Origin of the sequence: Kitasatospora nipponensis (genome assembly GCF_039528135.1) — a bacterium.
GTDB lineage: Bacteria > Actinomycetota > Actinomycetes > Streptomycetales > Streptomycetaceae > Kitasatospora > Kitasatospora nipponensis.
Genome location: NZ_BAAALF010000103.1, coordinates 1 through 17,075, shown reverse-complemented (window position 1 = coordinate 17,075; position 17,075 = coordinate 1). Strand labels below are relative to the sequence as shown.

At 74.9% G+C, this 17,075-nt stretch carries 13 protein-coding genes; 9 read left to right on the top strand and 4 right to left on the bottom strand.

The genetic code is table 11. The features are described from left to right. Positions 1-119: 119 nt before the first annotated feature. Together ABD323_RS25015 and ABD323_RS25010 are read right to left on the bottom strand one after the other, a co-directional pair. Positions 120-449, bottom strand: coding sequence for a hypothetical protein (locus ABD323_RS25015; RefSeq protein WP_344444190.1), 330 nt, complete (start codon positions 447-449; stop codon positions 120-122). Continuing rightward, complete coding sequence (locus ABD323_RS25010; RefSeq protein WP_344444189.1) at positions 446-3,184, bottom strand: CHAT domain-containing protein; 2,739 nt, start codon at positions 3,182-3,184, stop codon at positions 446-448. The genes ABD323_RS25015 and ABD323_RS25010 overlap by 4 nt, the downstream gene beginning before the upstream one ends. 452 nt (positions 3,185-3,636) lie before the next feature. On the opposite strand from ABD323_RS25010, the gene ABD323_RS25005 reads away from it, so the two are divergent. The 4 genes from ABD323_RS25005 (at position 3,637) to ABD323_RS24990 (ending at position 11,515) form a co-directional block, all read left to right on the top strand. Next, positions 3,637-7,557: a DNA polymerase III subunit alpha gene (locus ABD323_RS25005; RefSeq protein ID WP_344444188.1), complete on the top strand. Its 3,921-nt coding sequence runs from the start codon at positions 3,637-3,639 to the stop codon at positions 7,555-7,557. 196 nt (positions 7,558-7,753) lie between these two features. Next, positions 7,754-8,506: a response regulator transcription factor gene (locus tag ABD323_RS25000; RefSeq protein ID WP_344444187.1), complete on the top strand. Its 753-nt coding sequence runs from the start codon at positions 7,754-7,756 to the stop codon at positions 8,504-8,506. 83 nt (positions 8,507-8,589) lie between these two features. Then, positions 8,590-10,095, top strand: coding sequence for a sensor histidine kinase (locus ABD323_RS24995; RefSeq protein ID WP_344444205.1), 1,506 nt, complete (start codon positions 8,590-8,592; stop codon positions 10,093-10,095). 109 nt (positions 10,096-10,204) lie between these two features. Further along, a complete protein-coding gene (locus tag ABD323_RS24990; RefSeq protein WP_344444186.1) occupies positions 10,205-11,515 on the top strand; it encodes a bifunctional glycosyltransferase family 2/GtrA family protein in 1,311 nt (436 codons plus the stop codon). Positions 11,516-11,589: 74 nt separating this feature from the next. Here the strand turns inward: ABD323_RS24990 and ABD323_RS24985 are convergent, their stop codons facing one another. Together ABD323_RS24985 and ABD323_RS24980 are read right to left on the bottom strand one after the other, a co-directional pair. After that, positions 11,590-12,267 carry a helix-turn-helix domain-containing protein gene (locus ABD323_RS24985; RefSeq protein WP_344444204.1) on the bottom strand — a complete coding sequence of 226 codons (678 nt, stop codon included), beginning with the start codon at positions 12,265-12,267 and terminating at the stop codon, positions 11,590-11,592. A 139-nt stretch (positions 12,268-12,406) separates the two neighbouring features. Next, positions 12,407-12,862: a MarR family winged helix-turn-helix transcriptional regulator gene (locus ABD323_RS24980; protein WP_344444185.1), complete on the bottom strand. Its 456-nt coding sequence runs from the start codon at positions 12,860-12,862 to the stop codon at positions 12,407-12,409. A 127-nt stretch (positions 12,863-12,989) separates the two neighbouring features. On the opposite strand from ABD323_RS24980, the gene ABD323_RS24975 reads away from it, so the two are divergent. The 5 genes from ABD323_RS24975 to ABD323_RS24955 form a co-directional block, all read left to right on the top strand. Further along, positions 12,990-13,712: a GTP cyclohydrolase II gene (locus ABD323_RS24975; protein ID WP_344444184.1), complete on the top strand. Its 723-nt coding sequence runs from the start codon at positions 12,990-12,992 to the stop codon at positions 13,710-13,712. Positions 13,713-13,950: 238 nt separating this feature from the next. Next, positions 13,951-14,508: a chloramphenicol phosphotransferase CPT gene (gene cpt, locus ABD323_RS24970; RefSeq protein WP_344444183.1), complete on the top strand. Its 558-nt coding sequence runs from the start codon at positions 13,951-13,953 to the stop codon at positions 14,506-14,508. Between the two features lie 107 nt (positions 14,509-14,615). Continuing rightward, positions 14,616-15,116 (top strand): VOC family protein, encoded by a 501-nt coding sequence (locus ABD323_RS24965; RefSeq protein ID WP_344444182.1) that lies wholly within the window; start codon positions 14,616-14,618, stop codon positions 15,114-15,116. A 176-nt stretch (positions 15,117-15,292) separates the two neighbouring features. Beyond that, a complete protein-coding gene (locus ABD323_RS24960) occupies positions 15,293-16,570 on the top strand; it encodes an FAD-dependent oxidoreductase (RefSeq protein WP_344444181.1) in 1,278 nt (425 codons plus the stop codon). Between the two features lie 220 nt (positions 16,571-16,790). After that, positions 16,791-17,075, top strand: a 285-nt coding sequence (locus ABD323_RS24955) for a phosphatase PAP2 family protein (protein ID WP_425556146.1), incomplete at its 3' end; no start/stop codon positions are given.

Below are 17,075 nucleotides of genomic sequence, written 5' to 3'. Positions count from 1 at the left end.
GCGGCAGCGCCCCATGACGGTGCCGTCGAAGCCGGGGAACTCCCGGGCGGCCGGCTCGACGACGGCACTCGCCGGCCGGCTCAGGCCGCGTCGAACGGTTGGTCACTCCACCGGGTCGGTCAGCCGCCGTCCACCTCGTGCAACTCGCCGTCCTCCCCCTCGATCGCCGCCGACCGCAGGCCGGTCAGTCGGGACTTGAGACGCCTGATGGTCTCCACCAGGTGAGCGGTGCTGGTCACCGCGTTGTCCAGCACGGTGGGCAGGGCCAGCACGGCCGTCACCACCGCGACGATCTCCATGGCACCCATGCTCGGCGGCTCGACTTCGACGTCGACCTCGGCCACCCCGGTAACCGTCACGAGTTCCTCGCGCAGCGTGTCGACGGCGATCCGCGCGCTCTCGCGGTCCTCGAACTCCCAGCGGGTCCACACCTCGGTGGTCACGGTCATCGGGCGCCCTCCTGGGCTCGGGGTTCGGCGGCGGGCAGGGGGACGGGGCGACAGCGGGTGCTCAGGAAGAACGGCGCCCACTTGTAGGGGTTGCTCGCGATCACGCCGCTGGCCCCCGCCCGGTAGTCGGCGACGGCCTTCTGCAGAGCCCGGTCCGGCGGCAGCCCGGCGAGCAGATGGCGGTGAAGGGCGACCGTGACGATGCCGGCGACCTCGGCGTCCACCCGCCACAGGCAGCCCAGCACGGCGGTGGCACCCGCGGCGAAGAACCCCGCCTGCAGACCGAGGACTTCGTCCCCCGCAACCGGGGCTTCGCCCTGCACCTCATGCCGCCCCGTCAGCGCTCGCTGGCCTGAGGAGCAGGCGGTGAGCACCACGATCGAGCCGTCCAGCCGCCACGAGGCGATGTCCAGTCCGTCCACCTCCGAGGAGTGGAGCCACAGCCGTGACTCCATGGGCGAGTCGCCGACGTCGAGGACGCTCTGGCCGTGGGTGGCGATCTGGATCAGCCCGAACCGCGCCGCCTCCGGTGCCGTCAGCAGCTCGTTGAGGCGACGGCGGTCCACGTCGGCGGGCAGCGTGACCACCGTCCGGTCGGCTGCGGCGTGCAGTTCCGCGACCTGCCGCAGCGGCTCGCCGAGGGTGTCCAACGGCGCGCGGCGGTCGGCGGCGCGGAACCGGGGGATGTGTGCGAGCAGCGTCCTCGGCTGCGGAGGCACTGCGGAGTCACCGAGTTGAGCCAGGTTCGGCAGATAGCTGACGGCCACGGCGTCGCCGAGCGTGCCCTCCCCCAGGGGCAGGGCGTGCAGTGGGAAGCCGTGCAGGATGCCGTGGGTGCTGATGAACAGTCGATGGAGGGTGAGCAGCCGTTCCGGCCGGCTCGGGAGCAGTAGCGCGGTTCGCTCGCCCAGCCGTCTGAGGACCGAGCGCGCCTTGGCCTCCGCCCGGTGCTCGCCGTTCAGCAGGTTCCGGATGTCCAGGCCGAGTTGTTGCCTGCCCCCGGCGTCCAGCCGGCGGACCTCGACCTCCAGGCCGTCGCCGGTGAGCAGGCCGACCGCAAGCCGGTTGTCGTCCAGCCAGTAGTGCAGCAGCGCCGCCTCGCCCGGTGCGAGCTGGCGCTGCAGGTCGCGGGCGCCGGGAACTTCGGGGGGCGGGACTCGGTGGCGGGCAAGGAGCCGGTCCCACTCCAGTCGGCGCTGTGACCTGGCATCGGTCAGCTCGTCCGGATCGGCCTCGGCCGCCGCGTCGATGCGGTCGCCGAGTTCGGCCAGCCGCGTCGCCACGCCCGGATCGAAACCCTCGGTTCCCCAGGACAACCGCCTGGCCTTGGAGGAGAGCGCGACCTGCAGGAACCTCGCGTCCTCGCCCACGGCCAGGGCGCAGTCGGCGGCCAACCGGTACAGCCCGATCCAGGATCTGAGCTGCGCGTCCCTGATGTACATGCCGCTGGCCCGGTACCGGAAGTCCTCGACGATCTTGATGCCCCGCTGCGCCGTGCGCGACGCCGCCTCACGGTCGCCCAGCGCCAGGAGGCAGTGGGCGGCGCGCAGCAGCAGCGAGGCACGCACGTCGGGACGGCGGTGGGGGCCCAGCAGAGCCTCACCGCGCCGGCACGCCTCCAGGGCCTGCTCGGGACGGGCCAGTTTCAGCAGGACGTCCGCGGCGACCCGCTCGGCGATGGCAGTGAGGTCGTCCGAGCCTGCGGACCTGGCGAAATCCCGTGCCTCCAGGCTCTCCTGGAGGACCCGATCGAGATCGGCGCCCATCTGGGCGAGTCGCCCGTCCAGATCGTTCAGCCGCGCCGCCGCCTCTGCCGTCCTCTGGAAGGAGGCCAGGGATGCCAGAGCCTGGCGCGCCACGGGGATCGCACCCAGGCCCAGCGGTCCCAGCATCCGCAGCCACGGAAGCCCGCGGAACTCCTGCCGGGCGGTGGCGGTGGCGCGCCGGTAGGCGTCCAGGTGTTCGCGATCGGGGTGCAGCATCAGCGCCTGGTGCGCGGTCACGCACCTCAGCAACAGCGAACCGTGGGCCGTCTGAAATGCCTGCATGCGTTCCGGGTCGGCGGTACCGGCGGCCCGGCGGCTCTCCACGACGGCCTGCGCGAGCGACTTGAGCGAGGTGTGCCCAGCGGGCAACAAAGGGATGTCGGCCTCCGCTCGGTCCAGGAAGAGCAGGCACTCCAGGGAGTCCCCACCTCTGAAGTACATCGCCGCGAGCTCCTGCTCCACCGTCGCCCGCTCGAGTGCCTCGGTCGCACGGTTGCCGTGCAGGCCGTCCAGGGCGAGCAGCAGCCGGGCGATGCCCGCGTCGAGGTCACGGTCCTGAGCGAGCGCGGTACGCCGTGCGGCCTCGGCGCTGCGCAACGCCTGTGTGCTGTCACCCAGTTGGCGCCATGCGGAAGCGGCCAGCGCGTACTGCGCACTGGCCTCCCCCGCACGGCCCAACGCTTCGTCGAGCTCGCCCAGGGCCTGCGGCACCTCGGCGCGGGCCGCAGAGAGCTGCTCACGATAGAAGGTCACAATTCCCGGGTTCGTGGCATTGTCGCCGGCCGAGTCCAGCTCCTGCTGCAGCCGATCGATCGCCGCGTTCGCCCGCGCGGCGGCGTTCCGTACGGCCGCTTCCCTGGCGGGTGATATCCGACCGGCAAGCGATCTCAACCGCAGACCACCCACATCCGCCCGGGCCTGCACCAGTTCGCCGCCGATGTCGATCAGGCGGGCTGTCGAGTAGGCCATCTCTCCTGCCTCCAAGGGGAGTTGGCGCAGCATGGTGAAGCAAAGATAGGGCCTGCACCACGGAGGCGACACCGCTCCGGTGAAAGTCGGACCAGATCCACGCCCCTGCCGCGCTCGACCCGCACCGGGCGGATCCCGGTGCGCGCCCCGACGGAACGATCGTCGAACGGGGCCCACGGGTCGCCCTGGACGCCCGGCCGCCGCCATCGGAGCCACGGCGGTCGACGGTGGGCGGCACCCGGCTGAGCCGCTCGACGCCCCTCCCCGTGGCAGGCAGCGCGGCAGGTGCCGTCCATGTCGATCGGTCGCAGCACGCCGGCTGCCCCAGCTGGGGTCATGCCTTGACTCGCTAATCGAACAGGTTATCGAATACGGTCTACGCTGGAAGGACCGGAAGGGGAGCCGGGTGCCGACGAAGGGGGGCTGATCACAGGAGCGGGAGGTGGTGCCGGGTGTTCGCGCACCTGCATGTCGCCTCCGGCTACTCGGTGCGCTACGGCGCCTCGCTGCCCGGTGCGCTGGTCGAACGGGCGGCCGGGCAGGGGCTGGCGGCGCTGGCGCTCACCGACCGCGACACCGTGGCCGGCGCGGTCCGGTTCGCCCAGGCCTGTGCCGGGGCCGGGGTCCGGCCGGTGTTCGGCGCCGATCTCGCGGTCCCGCTGCTGCGGCCGGCCGAGCCCGCGCCGCCGAAGGGTCGGGCGCCCGCCCGGGGCGGGGCCTTCGTGGCCGACAACGCGCCCCGGATCACGCTGCTGGCCCAGGACCGCACCGGCTGGGCGAACCTGTGCTCGCTGATCACCGCCGCCTGGGCCGCGCGCGCGCAGGCCGGCGGCGGGCAGCCGATCGCCCCCTGGGCCGCGATCCAGCGGCACGCCGAGGGCCTGACCGCGCTGCTCGGCCCGGCGTCCGAACCGATGCTGGCCCTCGCCGCCGGCCAGCCGGACCAGGCCACCCGGCTGCTGGCCCCCTGGCGCGAGGTCTACGGGCAGCACCTGCGGCTGGAGGCCGTGCACCACCGCCGACCCGGCACCGGGCCCGGCTCGCTGCGCCTGGCTGCCCGCACGGTCGGCCTGGCCGCCGAGCTGGACATGCTCGCCGTCCTGACCAACGCCGTCCGCTACGCGGACCCGCAGCAGGCGCCGGTCGCCGACGTCCTGGACTCCGCCCGGCTGCTGACCCCGATCCAGTCCGGTCGGACCTGCAACGGGGAGCGGTGGCTGAAGGGCGCCGGCGCGATGGCCGAGCTCGCCGAGGAGGTGGCCCGCGCGGCCGGCCAGGAGCACGGCGGGGCCACCCACCTGCTGGCCGGCACCGCCCGCACCGCCTCGGACTGCCGCCTCGACCCGCAGGCCGACCTGGGCATCGGCCGCGTGCACTTCCCCGAGGAGCACGTCATCGGCGCGGCTCCCGGCACCTCGGCCCGGGTCCTGCGCCAGCGGTGCGAGGCCGCGATGGTCCGCCACGGCTACGACCGCTCCCCCACCATGCGCGCCCGCCTGGAGGAGGAGCTGCGGGTCATCCAGACCCTCGGCTGGCCGACGTACTTCCTCACCGTCGCCCAGGTCGTGGACGACGTGCGCGAGCTCGGGATCCGGGTGCAGGCGCGAGGCTCCGGCGCGGGCAGCCTGGTCGTGCACCTGCTCGGCGTCTCCTTCGCCAACCCGCTCGACCACGAGCTGATCATGGAGAGGTTCGTGAACCTGCGCCGCCGGTCCCTGCCGGACATCGACATCGACGTGGAGTCCGCCCGCCGCCTGGAGGTCTACCGCCGGATCATGGACCGGTTCGGCACCGACCGGGTCTGCACCCTGTCGATGCCCGAGACCTACCGGGTCCGGCACGCGATCCGCGACGCCGGCCTCGCGCTGGGCCTGCCCCCGGACGAGGTCGGACGCCTGGCCAAGGCCTTCCCGCACGTCACCGCCCGCTCGGTGCGCACCGCGCTGCGCGAACTGCCCGAGCTGCGGCAGGTCGCCGCCGAAGCCGACCGGTACGGGCGGCTGTGGGACCTGGTCGAGGGGCTGGACGCGCTGCCCCGGGGCACCGCCATGCACCCGTGCGGCGTCATCCTCTCCGACGCCACCCTGCTGCGGCGCACCCCCGTCGTCCCCACCGCCACCGAGGGCTTCCCCGCCACCGTCTTCGACAAGGAGGACGTCGAGGGCGACGGCCTGGGACTCCTGAAGCTCGATGTCCTGGGCGTACGGATGCAGAGCTCGATGGCGTACGCGGTGCGCGAGATCGAGCGCACCACCGGCGAGCGGATCGACCTGGACGACCCCGCCCAGGTGCCGCTGACCGACCCGGCCGCCTACGAGCTGCTGCGCGAGGGCGAGAGCCTGGGCGTCTTCCAGCTGGAGTCCCCCGGGCAGAAGGACCTGCTCGGCCGGCTCCAGCCGGAGACCTTCGACGACCTGGTCGCCGAGATCTCGCTCTTCCGCCCGGGCCCGGTCCAGGCCGACATGATCCGCCCCTTCCTCCTCGGCCGGCACGGGAAGAAGCCCGTCAGCTACCCCCACCCCGACCTGGAGCCGTGGCTGCGCTCCACCTACGGCGTGGTCATCTTCAACGAGCAGGTCATCGGCCTGATCGCGACGATGACCCGCACCGACCTGGCGATGGGAGAAGAGGCCCGGCGCGCGCTCGCCAAGCCCGAACGCCTGCCGAAGCTTCAAGCCTGGTACCGGCGGCGGGCCGCCGAGGCCGGCTACGAGCGGAAGGTGATCGACGAGGTCTGGCGGATGCTGGAGAACATGGGCGCCTACGGCTTCGCCCGCTCGCACGGTGTGGCGTTCGCCCTGCCCACCCTGCAGTCGGCCTGGCTCAAGGCGCACTACGCGGCGCCGTTCTACGCCGGACTGCTCGAACACGACCCCGGCATGTACCCCAAGCGCCTCGTGCTGGCCGACGCCCGTCGGCGCGGCGTGCCCATCCTGCCGCTCGACGTCCAGCACTCCGCCGCCCAGTACCGCACCGAACGGCTCCCGGACGGCCGCCTGGGCCTGCGGATGTCGCTCGCCGACGTCCACGGCATCACCACCGAGCAGGCCGCGCGCATCCAGCAGGGCCAGCTCTTCCACGACCTCGCCGACTTCTGGGCCCGCGCCCGGCCCTCCCAGCCGATCGCCGACCGCCTGGCCCGGATCGGCGCGTTCGCCACCCTGGCCCCGGGCGCGGGGCGCCGCGACCTGCTCCTGCAGATCGACGAGCTCCACCGGCGGCACCGCACCAACGCCATCCCGGACCAGCTCGTCCTCACCCCCGCCACCGCACCGGCCGCCGCGGGCAGCGGCCTGCCCGCGATGACGGTCGGCGAGGAGATGCAGGCCGAGCTGGAGGTCATCGGCATGGACGCCTCCCGGCACCTCATGGAGCCGCTCCACCCGCTGCTGGACGAGCTCGGCGTCACCCCCTCCCACCGGCTGAAGGACCAACCGACCGGCGGGACCGTCCTGGTGGCCGGCGCGAAGGTCGCCATCCAGACCCCGCCGATGCGCTCCGGGCGCCGCACCATCTTCGTGTCACTGGACGACGGCGGCCAGGGCGGCCAGGTCGACCTCGCCTTCTTCGACGACTCCCACGAGCAGGCCGCCTACCCGCTCTTCCACCACTTCCTGCTGCTGGCCCGCGGCACCGTCTCGCGGCGCGGCAGGTCGGTCACCGTCGTCGGCAGCCGGGCCTGGAACCTCCAGGAGGTGGCCGACGCCCACCGCTCGGGCGGCACCGCCGCCGTCCGGGCCCTGCTCGCCACCGAACCCACCGTGCACTCCACCGCCGACAGCGTCGACGATGCGGCCGGGGCGGCCCGACCGGGCCCCGGCGGGGGGGGGGGGGGGGGGGGCGGGGGCCCCGGGGGCACGGGCCGGCCGGGTACGCCGGGCGGCTTCCCGCAGAACGGCGGCGGTACCGGCGGGCCGCAGGGCGCGGGCGGCACCGCGGGCGGTGGCGACGCCACCAGCGGGCGCGGCACGGCCGGTGGTGGCCGCGGTGGCGTCGGCGGGATGGGTGGCCTGCTCGACGGCGCCCGGGTCAGCCCGGAGCTGAGCGCCCTGCTGGAGCAGGACGCGCACGCCTACACCTGGGTCGCCGCCACCGTCGGCTCGCAGAACCAGGCCAGCTACCAACTCGCCACCGGCAGCCCGGTGATGGCGCTGGGCGGCTTCAACGGCACCGACCCCTCGCTGAGCCTGGCCGGCTTCCAGCACGACGTGCAGCAGGGCAAGGTCCACTACTTCATCAGCGGCGGCGGGATGGGCGGGGGCGGCTCGTCCTCCGACTCCGCGCAGATCACCTCCTGGGTCACGGCGCACTTCACCGCCGAGACCGTCGGCAGCGCCACCGTCTACGACCTGACCGCACCGACCGCCGGCTGACCGGAGCGCCCGAGCGCACACCGTCCACCGGCTCCGCCACCACGGCCGGTGCCACCCACGGGAACAGCTCCCGCGGGCGGCACCGGCCTGGGGCGTTCCCTGGTCCGCACCCGGGCGCGGCCGGCCCCGCGTCCTCTTAGCCGATCCACAGGTTCGGCTCAGTTCCGTCTCAGCCTGACGCCCCAGGCTGACGCCCATGGTCGCCGCTCCCTCCCCCACCCCTGCCAACGGTCCGGACCTGCGCCGGGTCGACGGCACGCCGGTGCGCGTGCTCGTCGTGGACGACGAACACGCGCTCACCGAGCTCCTGTCGATGGCCCTGCGCTACGAGGGCTGGGAGGTGCGCACCGCCCACGACGGGGCGGGCGCGCTGCGCCGCGCGCGGGAGTTCAAACCCGACGCCGTCGTCCTGGACGTGATGCTGCCGGACATCGACGGGCTCCAGGTGCTCTTCGGGCTGCGGCGCGACCTGGCCGACGTCCCGGTGCTGTTCCTCACGGCCAAGGACGCCGTCGAGGACCGCATCGCCGGTCTCACCGCGGGCGGCGACGACTACGTCACCAAGCCGTTCAGCCTGGAGGAGGTGGTGGCCCGCCTGCGCGGGCTGCTGCGCCGCTCGGGGGCGGCCGCCACCCGGGACGGCTCGCTGATCGTGGTCGGCGACCTGACCCTGGACGAGGACACCCACGAGGTCAGCCGGGCCGGCCGGTCGATCGAGCTGACCGCCACCGAGTTCGAGCTGCTGCGCTACCTGATGCGCAATCCGCGCAGGGTGCTGAGCAAGGCCCAGATCCTGGACCGGGTCTGGTCCTACGACTTCGGCGGCCAGACCAACATCGTCGAGCTGTACATCTCCTACCTGCGGCGCAAGATCGACGTCGGCCTGCCGCCGATGATCCACACCCGCCGGGGCGCCGGATACTCGATCAGGCCTGCCGAGGCCCGGTGAGCACCGTGACCCGTCCGCGGCGCACCCTTCCCCGGCGCACCCCTCCCCAGCGCACCCGCCCGCGGCGCACCCGCCTGCGGCCGATGCGCCGGCTCGTGCGCCCCGGCAGCTGGTCGCTGCGGGCCCGCCTGCTGGCGGCGCTGCTGGTCCTGCTCGCCGTGGTGTGCGCGCTGGTCGCCTCGGTGACCGCGGTGGTGCTGCACCAGGACCTCTACAGCCAGCTCGACCGCCAGCTCGACGAGGTCGCCCGGCGCGCGGCCGGACCGCCCGCGGCCCTCCTCCCGCCGGGCGGCGAGCGGCACGACCCCCTGGGCTTCGTCCTGGGGCCCGGACAGCCGCTGGCCACGCTGGGCGCGCTGGTGGACGGCGGCCAGGTGGTCCAGGGCCGGGTCAGCGCCGGGGCGCTGAGCCCCGACGCGCGACCGCTGACCACCGGACAGCTCGCCGTGCTCGGCCCGCTCGCGACCGGCCCCACGGCCCTGCCGCACTCGCTGGACGTGCCGGGCCTGGGGCCCTACCGGGTCGAGCTGGTGAACGACAACCAGAGCGGCGACCGGATCGTGGTGGGCCTGCCCGCCGCCGACCAGCAGGACACCATGGACCGGCTGATCGCCGCCGAACTCTGCGTCGGCGCCGGCGCCCTGATCGCCGCCGGACTGGTCGGCTTCGTCGTCACCGGCTCCGCACTGCGCCCGCTGCGCCGGGTGGCCGCCATCGCCACCCGGGTCTCCGAACTCCAGCTCCACCAGGGCGAGGTGGTGCTCCAGGAGCGAGTGCCGGCGGCCGACACCGATCCGCGCACCGAGGTCGGCCAGGTCGGCTCGGCGCTCAACCGCCTGCTGGGACACGTCAGTTCGGCGCTCGCGGCCCGGCACGCCAGCGAGCTGCGGGTGCGGCACTTCGTCGCCGACGCCGGCCACGAACTGCGCACCCCGCTGGCGTCGATCCGCGGCTACGCCGAACTGACCCGCCGCGGCCGCGAGGAGGTCGGCCCGCGGACCCGGCACGCGTTGGGACGGATCGAGTCCGAGGCCACCCGGATGACCGCGCTGGTCGAGGACCTGCTGCTGCTCGCCCGGCTGGACGCGGGACGCCCGCTGTCGGTGGCGCCGCTGGACCTCTCGCCGCTGGTGGTGGACTGCGTCAGCGACGCCCGGGCGGCCGGCCCCGGGCACAACTGGCGCCTGGACCTGCCCGACGAGCCGGCCGTCGTCCACGGCGACCAGGCCCGGCTGCGCCAGGTGCTGGTCAACCTGCTGGGCAACGCCCGCCACCACACCCCGGACGGCACGACCGTCACCGCCCGCACCCTGCGCCGCGACGGGCACGTGCTGGTGGAGGTCGCCGACGACGGCCCCGGCATCCCCGCCGGGCTGCTGCCGCACGTCTTCGACCGGTTCGCGCGCGGCGACGCCTCGCGCTCGCGCCATGCCGGGAGCACCGGCCTGGGGCTGGCGATCGTGCACGCCGTGGTGAGCGCGCACGAGGGCGGGATCACGGTGGACAGTGCGCCCGGACGCACCGTGTTCACCGTCAGCCTGCCGCTGCACCGGCGGGCTCCGATCCCCGCCGCGGCACCCCGCGCGTAGCGGCGGCCACCGCGGTAACCGCGGTGGCCGCGTTGGCCGTTCGCCACTCACAGCCACGACACAGGTCGGGCACACCCTGGCGACAGCGGCCGCCGACACCGTGGGGCCCATGAGAACCCTGACGCCTCCGCCGAGCCGTACCCCGCAGGTCGCCCCCGGTGCGCTGCCCGTACGGGACTTCCTGGCGACCAGCCGCACCGAGCCGGTGGTCGACGTCGTCATCCCCGTGTACAACGAGGAGGACGACCTCGCCCCGTGCGTGCGTCGGCTGCACGCGCACCTGGCCGCGACGTTCCCCTACACCTTCCGGATCACGATCGCCGACAACGCCAGCACCGACCGCACCGCCGCCGTCGCCCGGGCGCTGGAGCGGGAGTTCGCCGAGGTGACCGCGCTGCGGCTGGAACACAAGGGGCGCGGCCGGGCGCTGAGCGCGATCTGGCAGGCCTCGGACGCGCCGGTGCTGGTGTACATGGACGTGGACCTGTCCACCGGACTCAACGCGCTGCTGCCGCTGGTCGCGCCGCTCATCTCGGGCCATTCGGACCTGGCGATCGGCTCGCGGCTGGCCCGGTCCTCGCGGGTGGTGCGCGGCCCGCGGCGCGAACTCATCTCCCGCGCCTACAACCTGATCCTGCGCGGCAGCCTGTCGGCGCGCTTCTCCGACGCCCAGTGCGGGTTCAAGGCGATCCGGGCCGACGTCGCCCAGCAGTTGCTGCCCCTGGTCGAGGACACCGCGTGGTTCTTCGACACCGAGCTGCTGGTGCTCGCCGAACGGGCCGGCCTGCGCATCCACGAGGTCCCCGTCGACTGGGTGGACGACCCGCGTTCCAGCGTGGACATCGTGCGCACGGCCACCGACGACCTCAAGGGCGTCTGGCGGGTGGGCCGGGCGCTGGCCACCGGCCGACTGCCGCTGGACCGGCTCCGCCGCCCCTTCGGCGATGACCCGCGTGATCACGAACTGTCCAGCCTGCCCAAGGGGTTGGCGCGCCAGCTGGTCGGGTTCGCGGCCATCGGCGTGCTGAGCACCGCGGCCTTCCTCGCGCTCTACACGCTGCTGCGGCTGGCGATCGGCCCGCAGGGGGCCAACGTCCTGGCCCTGCTGCTCTCCACGGTGGCCAACACGGCCGCCAACCGCCGCCTGACCTTCGGGGTGCGCGGCCGCGACCGCGCCGTGCGCCACCAGGCCCAGGGACTGCTGGTGTTCGTGGTCGGCTGGGCGATGAGCGCGGGAGCACTGGCCGCGCTGCACGCGGTCGGGGGCACGGCCTCGCGCGGCGCGGAGCTGGCGGTCCTGATCACGGCGAACCTCGCCGCCACGGTGCTGCGCTTCCTGCTCTTCCGCGCCTGGATCTTCACCGGCGAGCCCACCCCACCGCCGGCCGCACCGGAGCACGGCCGACCGGAGCACGGCTGACCGGAGGGCGGCTGACCGCACCACCGCTCCCAGCCGGTCCGGGGGCACGGAACGGCCACGGCCGGCTGGGCCGTTCAGGTGGCGCGGATCGCCCGGCCGGTGACCCGCGTGGGGTGGATGCGCACCCAGAGGTGACGCTCGCCGCCGGCCCAGGGCTCCGCGGCGGCCTGCTCCGCCAGACGGCTGACGGCGGCGGGCTCGGTGACGTGCTCGACCGTCCCGACGACCAGGACGCTCCAGCCCCGGCTCAGCGCGTCGTCCACCTGGTCGACCTCGAAGGCCACCTGGCTGCCGGGCTCGGCCGCCGCCACCGTACCGGGCGCCGTGCGGTAGACGATGGCGCCGCCCAGGACCGTGTAGTTGACCGGGACGACGGCCGGACCGTCGGGTGTGGCCAGCCCCACCCGGCCGACCCCGTGCGAACCCAGGCGGTCCCGGCTCTCCTCGGGCCCCAGCCGGCGCAGCCCCTGTCCGGGCGCGGCGAGCGCCTGCCCGGGCGGGCCGTCGCCGCCGCCCTCCAGGAGCTCCTGCGGCGTGGTCTCCAGCGCCCTGGCCAGCCGCTGCAGGCCGTCGGCGTCGAACTCACCGCCCAGTTCCGTCAGCAGGGTCAGGTAGCGCGGCGCCATGTCGGCCCGGGTCGCGAGCTGGTCATGGCTGAGCCCGAGCTGGCGACGGCGCAGCGCCACCCGGGCGGCGAGGACACCGAGCGCCGCCGTCGCCGCGTCGGGCGACCCGTCGGACGGGGTGGTCATGTGGTTCACGGCTGCCAACCTCCTCCCCCCGAGAATGGCACCGGGAGCGGTCCGGCGCGCCCCGGCCACCCGGCGATCGGGCACGGGATCGGGCATGAGCGCGGGCGCGGACGCGGGCATGGGATCGGGCGCGGGCGGTTCAGGAACGCAGGCGGCGGGCGACCTCGCCCAGCGCCCCGGCCAGCACCGCGAGCTGCTCGCGGTCCAGCACGTCGATCAGCGCCTCGCGCACCGCGCCCACGTGTCCGGGGGCCGCCTGCCGCAGCACCTCGGTGCCGTGCTCGGTCAGGTAGGCGAAGACGCCGCGCACGTCGCTGGGACACGAGCGCCGCCCGACCAGCCCGGCCTTCTCCAACTGGGCGACCTGGTAGGTGAGCCCGCTCTTCGAGGTCACCAGCCGCTCGGCGAGGTCGGCCATCCGCAGCGAGCCGTCGGCGGAGGCGGAGAGGTGCACGAGGATCTCGTACTGGGTGTGGGACAGCCCGGCCTCGTCCTTCAGCTGCTGCTCCAGGTGGCGCGCCACCAGATTGCTCGCCGCGAGGAAGCCTCGCCAGGCCGCCATCTCCTGCTCGTCCAGCCACCGGGTCTCTGCCATGAGGGTCAGCCTAGCGCGGTTGTTCAAATTTGAAGAGCGGTGTACTGTCACCCCACCCTCTGTTCTTCAAATTTGAACTACCAGCTCGGAGCACCCCTCCGTTTTCCCCGGACGACCGGAGACCCAGATGCCCAGCCCCCAGCGCACCACCCGCCTCGCCGACTCCGCGGCACCCGCCCGCCCCGCGGCCCTCACCGGCTCCGCCGCTGCCCGGCCGCTGCCGCCCGCCCGCATCCGGACCACCGTCCGGGTCCCGCTGCGCTTCGGCGACGGCTACCGGGTCGACGCGGACTTCACCACCTTCCACGACCTCGCCGACGGCGCCGAGCACCTCGCCCTGGCCATCGGCGACCCGCAGCGCACCGCCACCCCGCTGGTGCGGCTGCACTCGGAGTGCCTGACCGGCGACGTCTTCGGCTCCGCCCGCTGCGACTGCGGCCCCCAGCTGCGCGAGGCGGCCGAGCGGATCGCCGAGCACGGCGGCTACCTGCTCTACCTGCGCCAGGAGGGCCGCGGCATCGGCCTCTACAACAAGCTGGACGCCTACGCCCTCCAGGACGGCGGCCTCGACACCTACGCGGCCAACGCCGCCCTGGGCCTGCCGGAGGACGCCCGCGACTACACGGCCGCCGGCCAGATGCTGCACGCGCTGGGCGCCGACCGGATCGACCTGCTGAGCAACAACCCGGACAAGGCCGCCCAGTTGGCCGCCCTCGGCGTCGACGTCCGCCGCCGGGTGCCCACCGGCGTGCACGCCTCGCCCAGCAACCTGCACTACCTGCGCACCAAGGCCACCGGCACCCCGCTGACCCTGGGCCACGGACTCCAGCTGCTCCCCGAAGGCGCCTGACGGTCCGGGCCCGCACTCGGCGACGCGTGGTGCCTGCTCTACGCTGCCGTCAGCGCGCACCAGGGCGCCTCCCGACCGCGGCAAGCACCGAGTGCAGCTGGATTCCACCTCACCGTGCGTAGCGGCGGGCACCCTGACAGCGGAGCGGGGCCCCGGACCCGGAACGGTCCCGCCGCACGCCGCCGCACGCGGCGCACATGGCTCGCCGCCCCGGGCCGCCCTCTCCTACGGTGGCGCGATGCGTACTGATGTGATCGTGCTCAACGGCGGCTCCAGCTCCGGCAAGTCCGGACTCGTCCGCTGCCTGCAGTCCGTGCTGCCCGGCGCCTGGCTGGCGCTGGGCGTGGACACCCTGGTCGACGCGATGCCCGCCGCCCTGCGGAGCTCGGACGCCGGGATCGAACTCGCCCCCGACGGGAGCGTCGTGGTGGGCGAGGAGTTCCGGACCCTGGAGGCCGCCTGGATCGCGGGGGTCGCGGCGATGGCGCGGGCCGGTGCGCAGGTGGTCGTCGACGAGGTCTTCCTGGGCGGGGCGGACTCCCAACAGCGCTGGGAGCGCGGCCTGGCGGGCCTACGGGTGCTCTGGGTCGGCGTGCGGTGCGAGGGCGCGGTCGCCGCCGGCCGCGAGCTCGCCCGCGGCGACCGGGTGCCCGGGATGGCCGCCGCGCAGGCCGAGCTGGTGCACCAGGGCGTGCGCTACGACCTGGAGGTGGACACCACCCACACCGAGGCGCTGGCCTGCGCCCGGGCCGTCGCCGCCCACCTCGCCACCACCACCGCCACCGCGGACGCCTGAGCGGCCCGGGAGCCGGTTGTTCAAATTCGAACCAAGCGGTATCGTCGAAGGGGCGCGGTTCAAATTTGAACTCAGTAGCCCGCCGCCGGAGCGCAAGGAGAGAGACCATGCCCGTACGCCGCCTCAACCACGCGGTGCTCTACATCCGCGACGTCGCCACGTCCGTCGCCTTCTACACCGAGGTGCTCGGCTTCAAGGTGGACGTCGAGATCCCCGGGCGGGCCGCCTTCCTCAGCGCCGCGGAGACCCTCAACGACCACGACCTGGGCCTCTTCGCGATCGGCACCGACGCGCCCGGCCCGCAGCAGGGCCGGGTCGGCCTCTACCACCTGGCCTGGGAGGTCGGCACCCTCGGCGAGCTGGCCGAGATCGGGCGCCTGCTGAGCGAGCGCGGCGCGCTGGTCGGTGCGACCGACCACCACGTCTCGAAGTCCTTCTACGCCAAGGACCCGGACGGCAACGAGTTCGAGGTGATGTGGCGGGTGCCGCGCGAGGACTGGCCGACCGGCGACGAGGCGGGCGGCATGCGCGGGCTCGACCTGGCCGCGGCCATCGAGCGCTGGGGCACCGACCTGCGCACCGGCGCCGCGGCCGGCTCCGCCACCTGAGCCACGCCCTGCCCCTTCCCTCCCCACCGGCCGAGCCCGGCGCCGCACCCGGCCCGCACGGTCGCGCGCGGCGCCGGGCTTTGCGCGCGCCCAGCCGCTATCACTGGGGCGGTGAGCTCGGACAGATCGGCCCGCCGGCCGGTCGGCGGCCCGCGACCGGACGGAGAGGGGCCCCGATGCGGCCTGGCACAGCGGTGGACGTGATCGTGGTGGGCGCCGGAGCGGCGGGGCTGGCCTGCGCGCACGACCTGGTGATGGCGGGCCTGCGGGTCACCGTCCTGGAGGCCTCGGACGCGGTCGGCGGCCGGATGCGCACCGACGTGGTGGGCGGCTTCCGGCTGGACCGCGGCTTCCAGGTGTTCAACACCGCCTATCCCCAGGTCCGCCGCCGGCTGGACCTGCGCTCCCTACGGCTGCACCCCTTCACCCCGGGGTTCCTGCTCGCCGGCTCGGGCGGCCGGCTGCGGCTGGCCGACCCGACCAGGCGGCCCGACCAGGCGGGCGACCTGCTGCCCGGCCGGCTCGCCCCGCTGCGCGACACGCTCGCCCTGGGGCTGCTCAGCGCCCGCGACATGGTCCTGCCCGCCGCCCTGCTGCGCCGCGCCGCCGACGTCCCCACCGCCCGGGCGCTGGCCGCGGCCGGCCTGAGCGCACCGACCGTCGACGGGGTGCTGCGGCCCTTCCTCGCCGGGGTCTTCCTGGAGGACGAGCTGGAGACCTCCAGCCGGATGTTCCACCTGGTCTGGCGCAGCATGCTGCGCGGCACGCTCTGCCTGCCGCAGGCCGGGATCGGCGCCGTGCCGCGCGCGCTGGCCGACCTGCTGCCGCTGGACGTCGTGCGGCTGGAGTCCCCGGTCGAGGGGCTGACCGGGGAGGGCGTGCGGCTGGCCGACGGTTCCGCGGCGGTGGCACCCACCGTGGTGGTCGCCACCGAGCCGGCCGAGGCCGCCCGGCTGCTGCCCGGGCTGGCGGTGCCGGCCACCCGGGCGGTGACCACGCTCTACCACGCGGCCCCGGCCAGCCCGCTGCGCGAGCCCACCCTGCTGGTCGACGCCGACCGCCAGGTGCTCAACAGCGTGGTGCTCTCCGAGGTGCTGCCGGGCTGCTCGGGCGACGGGCGGGCGCTGGTGTCGACCTCCGTGCTGGGCTGCCCGGCCGACGAGCCGCGGGTGCGCGCCCGGCTGGCCGAGCTCTACGGGAGCGACACCGCGCAGTGGGAACCGCTGGCCGCCTACCCGATCCCGGCCGCGCTGCCGGCCATGCCGGCGCCGCACCCGCTGAGCCGCACCAGCCGTTTCGGCCCGGGCCTCTACGTCTGCGGCGACCACCGCACGACCGGCTCGCTCCAGGGCGCGCTCGCCTCCGGCGCCCGGGACGCCCGCGAGGTGCTGGCCGACCTGTCCGCCCCCGCGGGGGCCCGCACGGCGCCGCTGGGCCACCCGGCGGAGCGCTGAGCGCCCGCTGCCCCGGAGCACGCCGTGGTCCGCGGCCTGCGGTGTCAGGTGGCGTTCGCCGGGTAGCTTCGGTCGATGAGGCGAATCGACGCACTGGACCGTGAGCTCTTCCTGCGCGTGGCGAGGACCCGGGTGCCCGGCGCCGGGCGGCTGCTGCCGAGACTCTCCCGCGCCGCGGACCACGGCGTGCTCTGGACGGCGGGGGGCGGCGCCCCCGGGCGTGCTCGGGCGGGCGGCGCCCGCCGCGCTGGCGGTCGGCGGCCACCCGCCGGCCCGGCGCGCGGCGGGGCGGGCGATCGGCTCGCTGCTGGTCGCCTCCACCCTGGCCAACGGGATCGCCAAGCGGGTGACCCGGCGCCCGCGCCCGGGCCTGGAGCGCGTGCCGGCCGCGCGACTGCTGCGCCGGCCGCCCTTCACCACCTCGTTCCCCTCGGGACACTCGGCCTCGGCGGCGGCCTTCGTGGTGGGCCTGGCCGTCGAGTCGCCGCCGCTGGCCGTGGCGGTG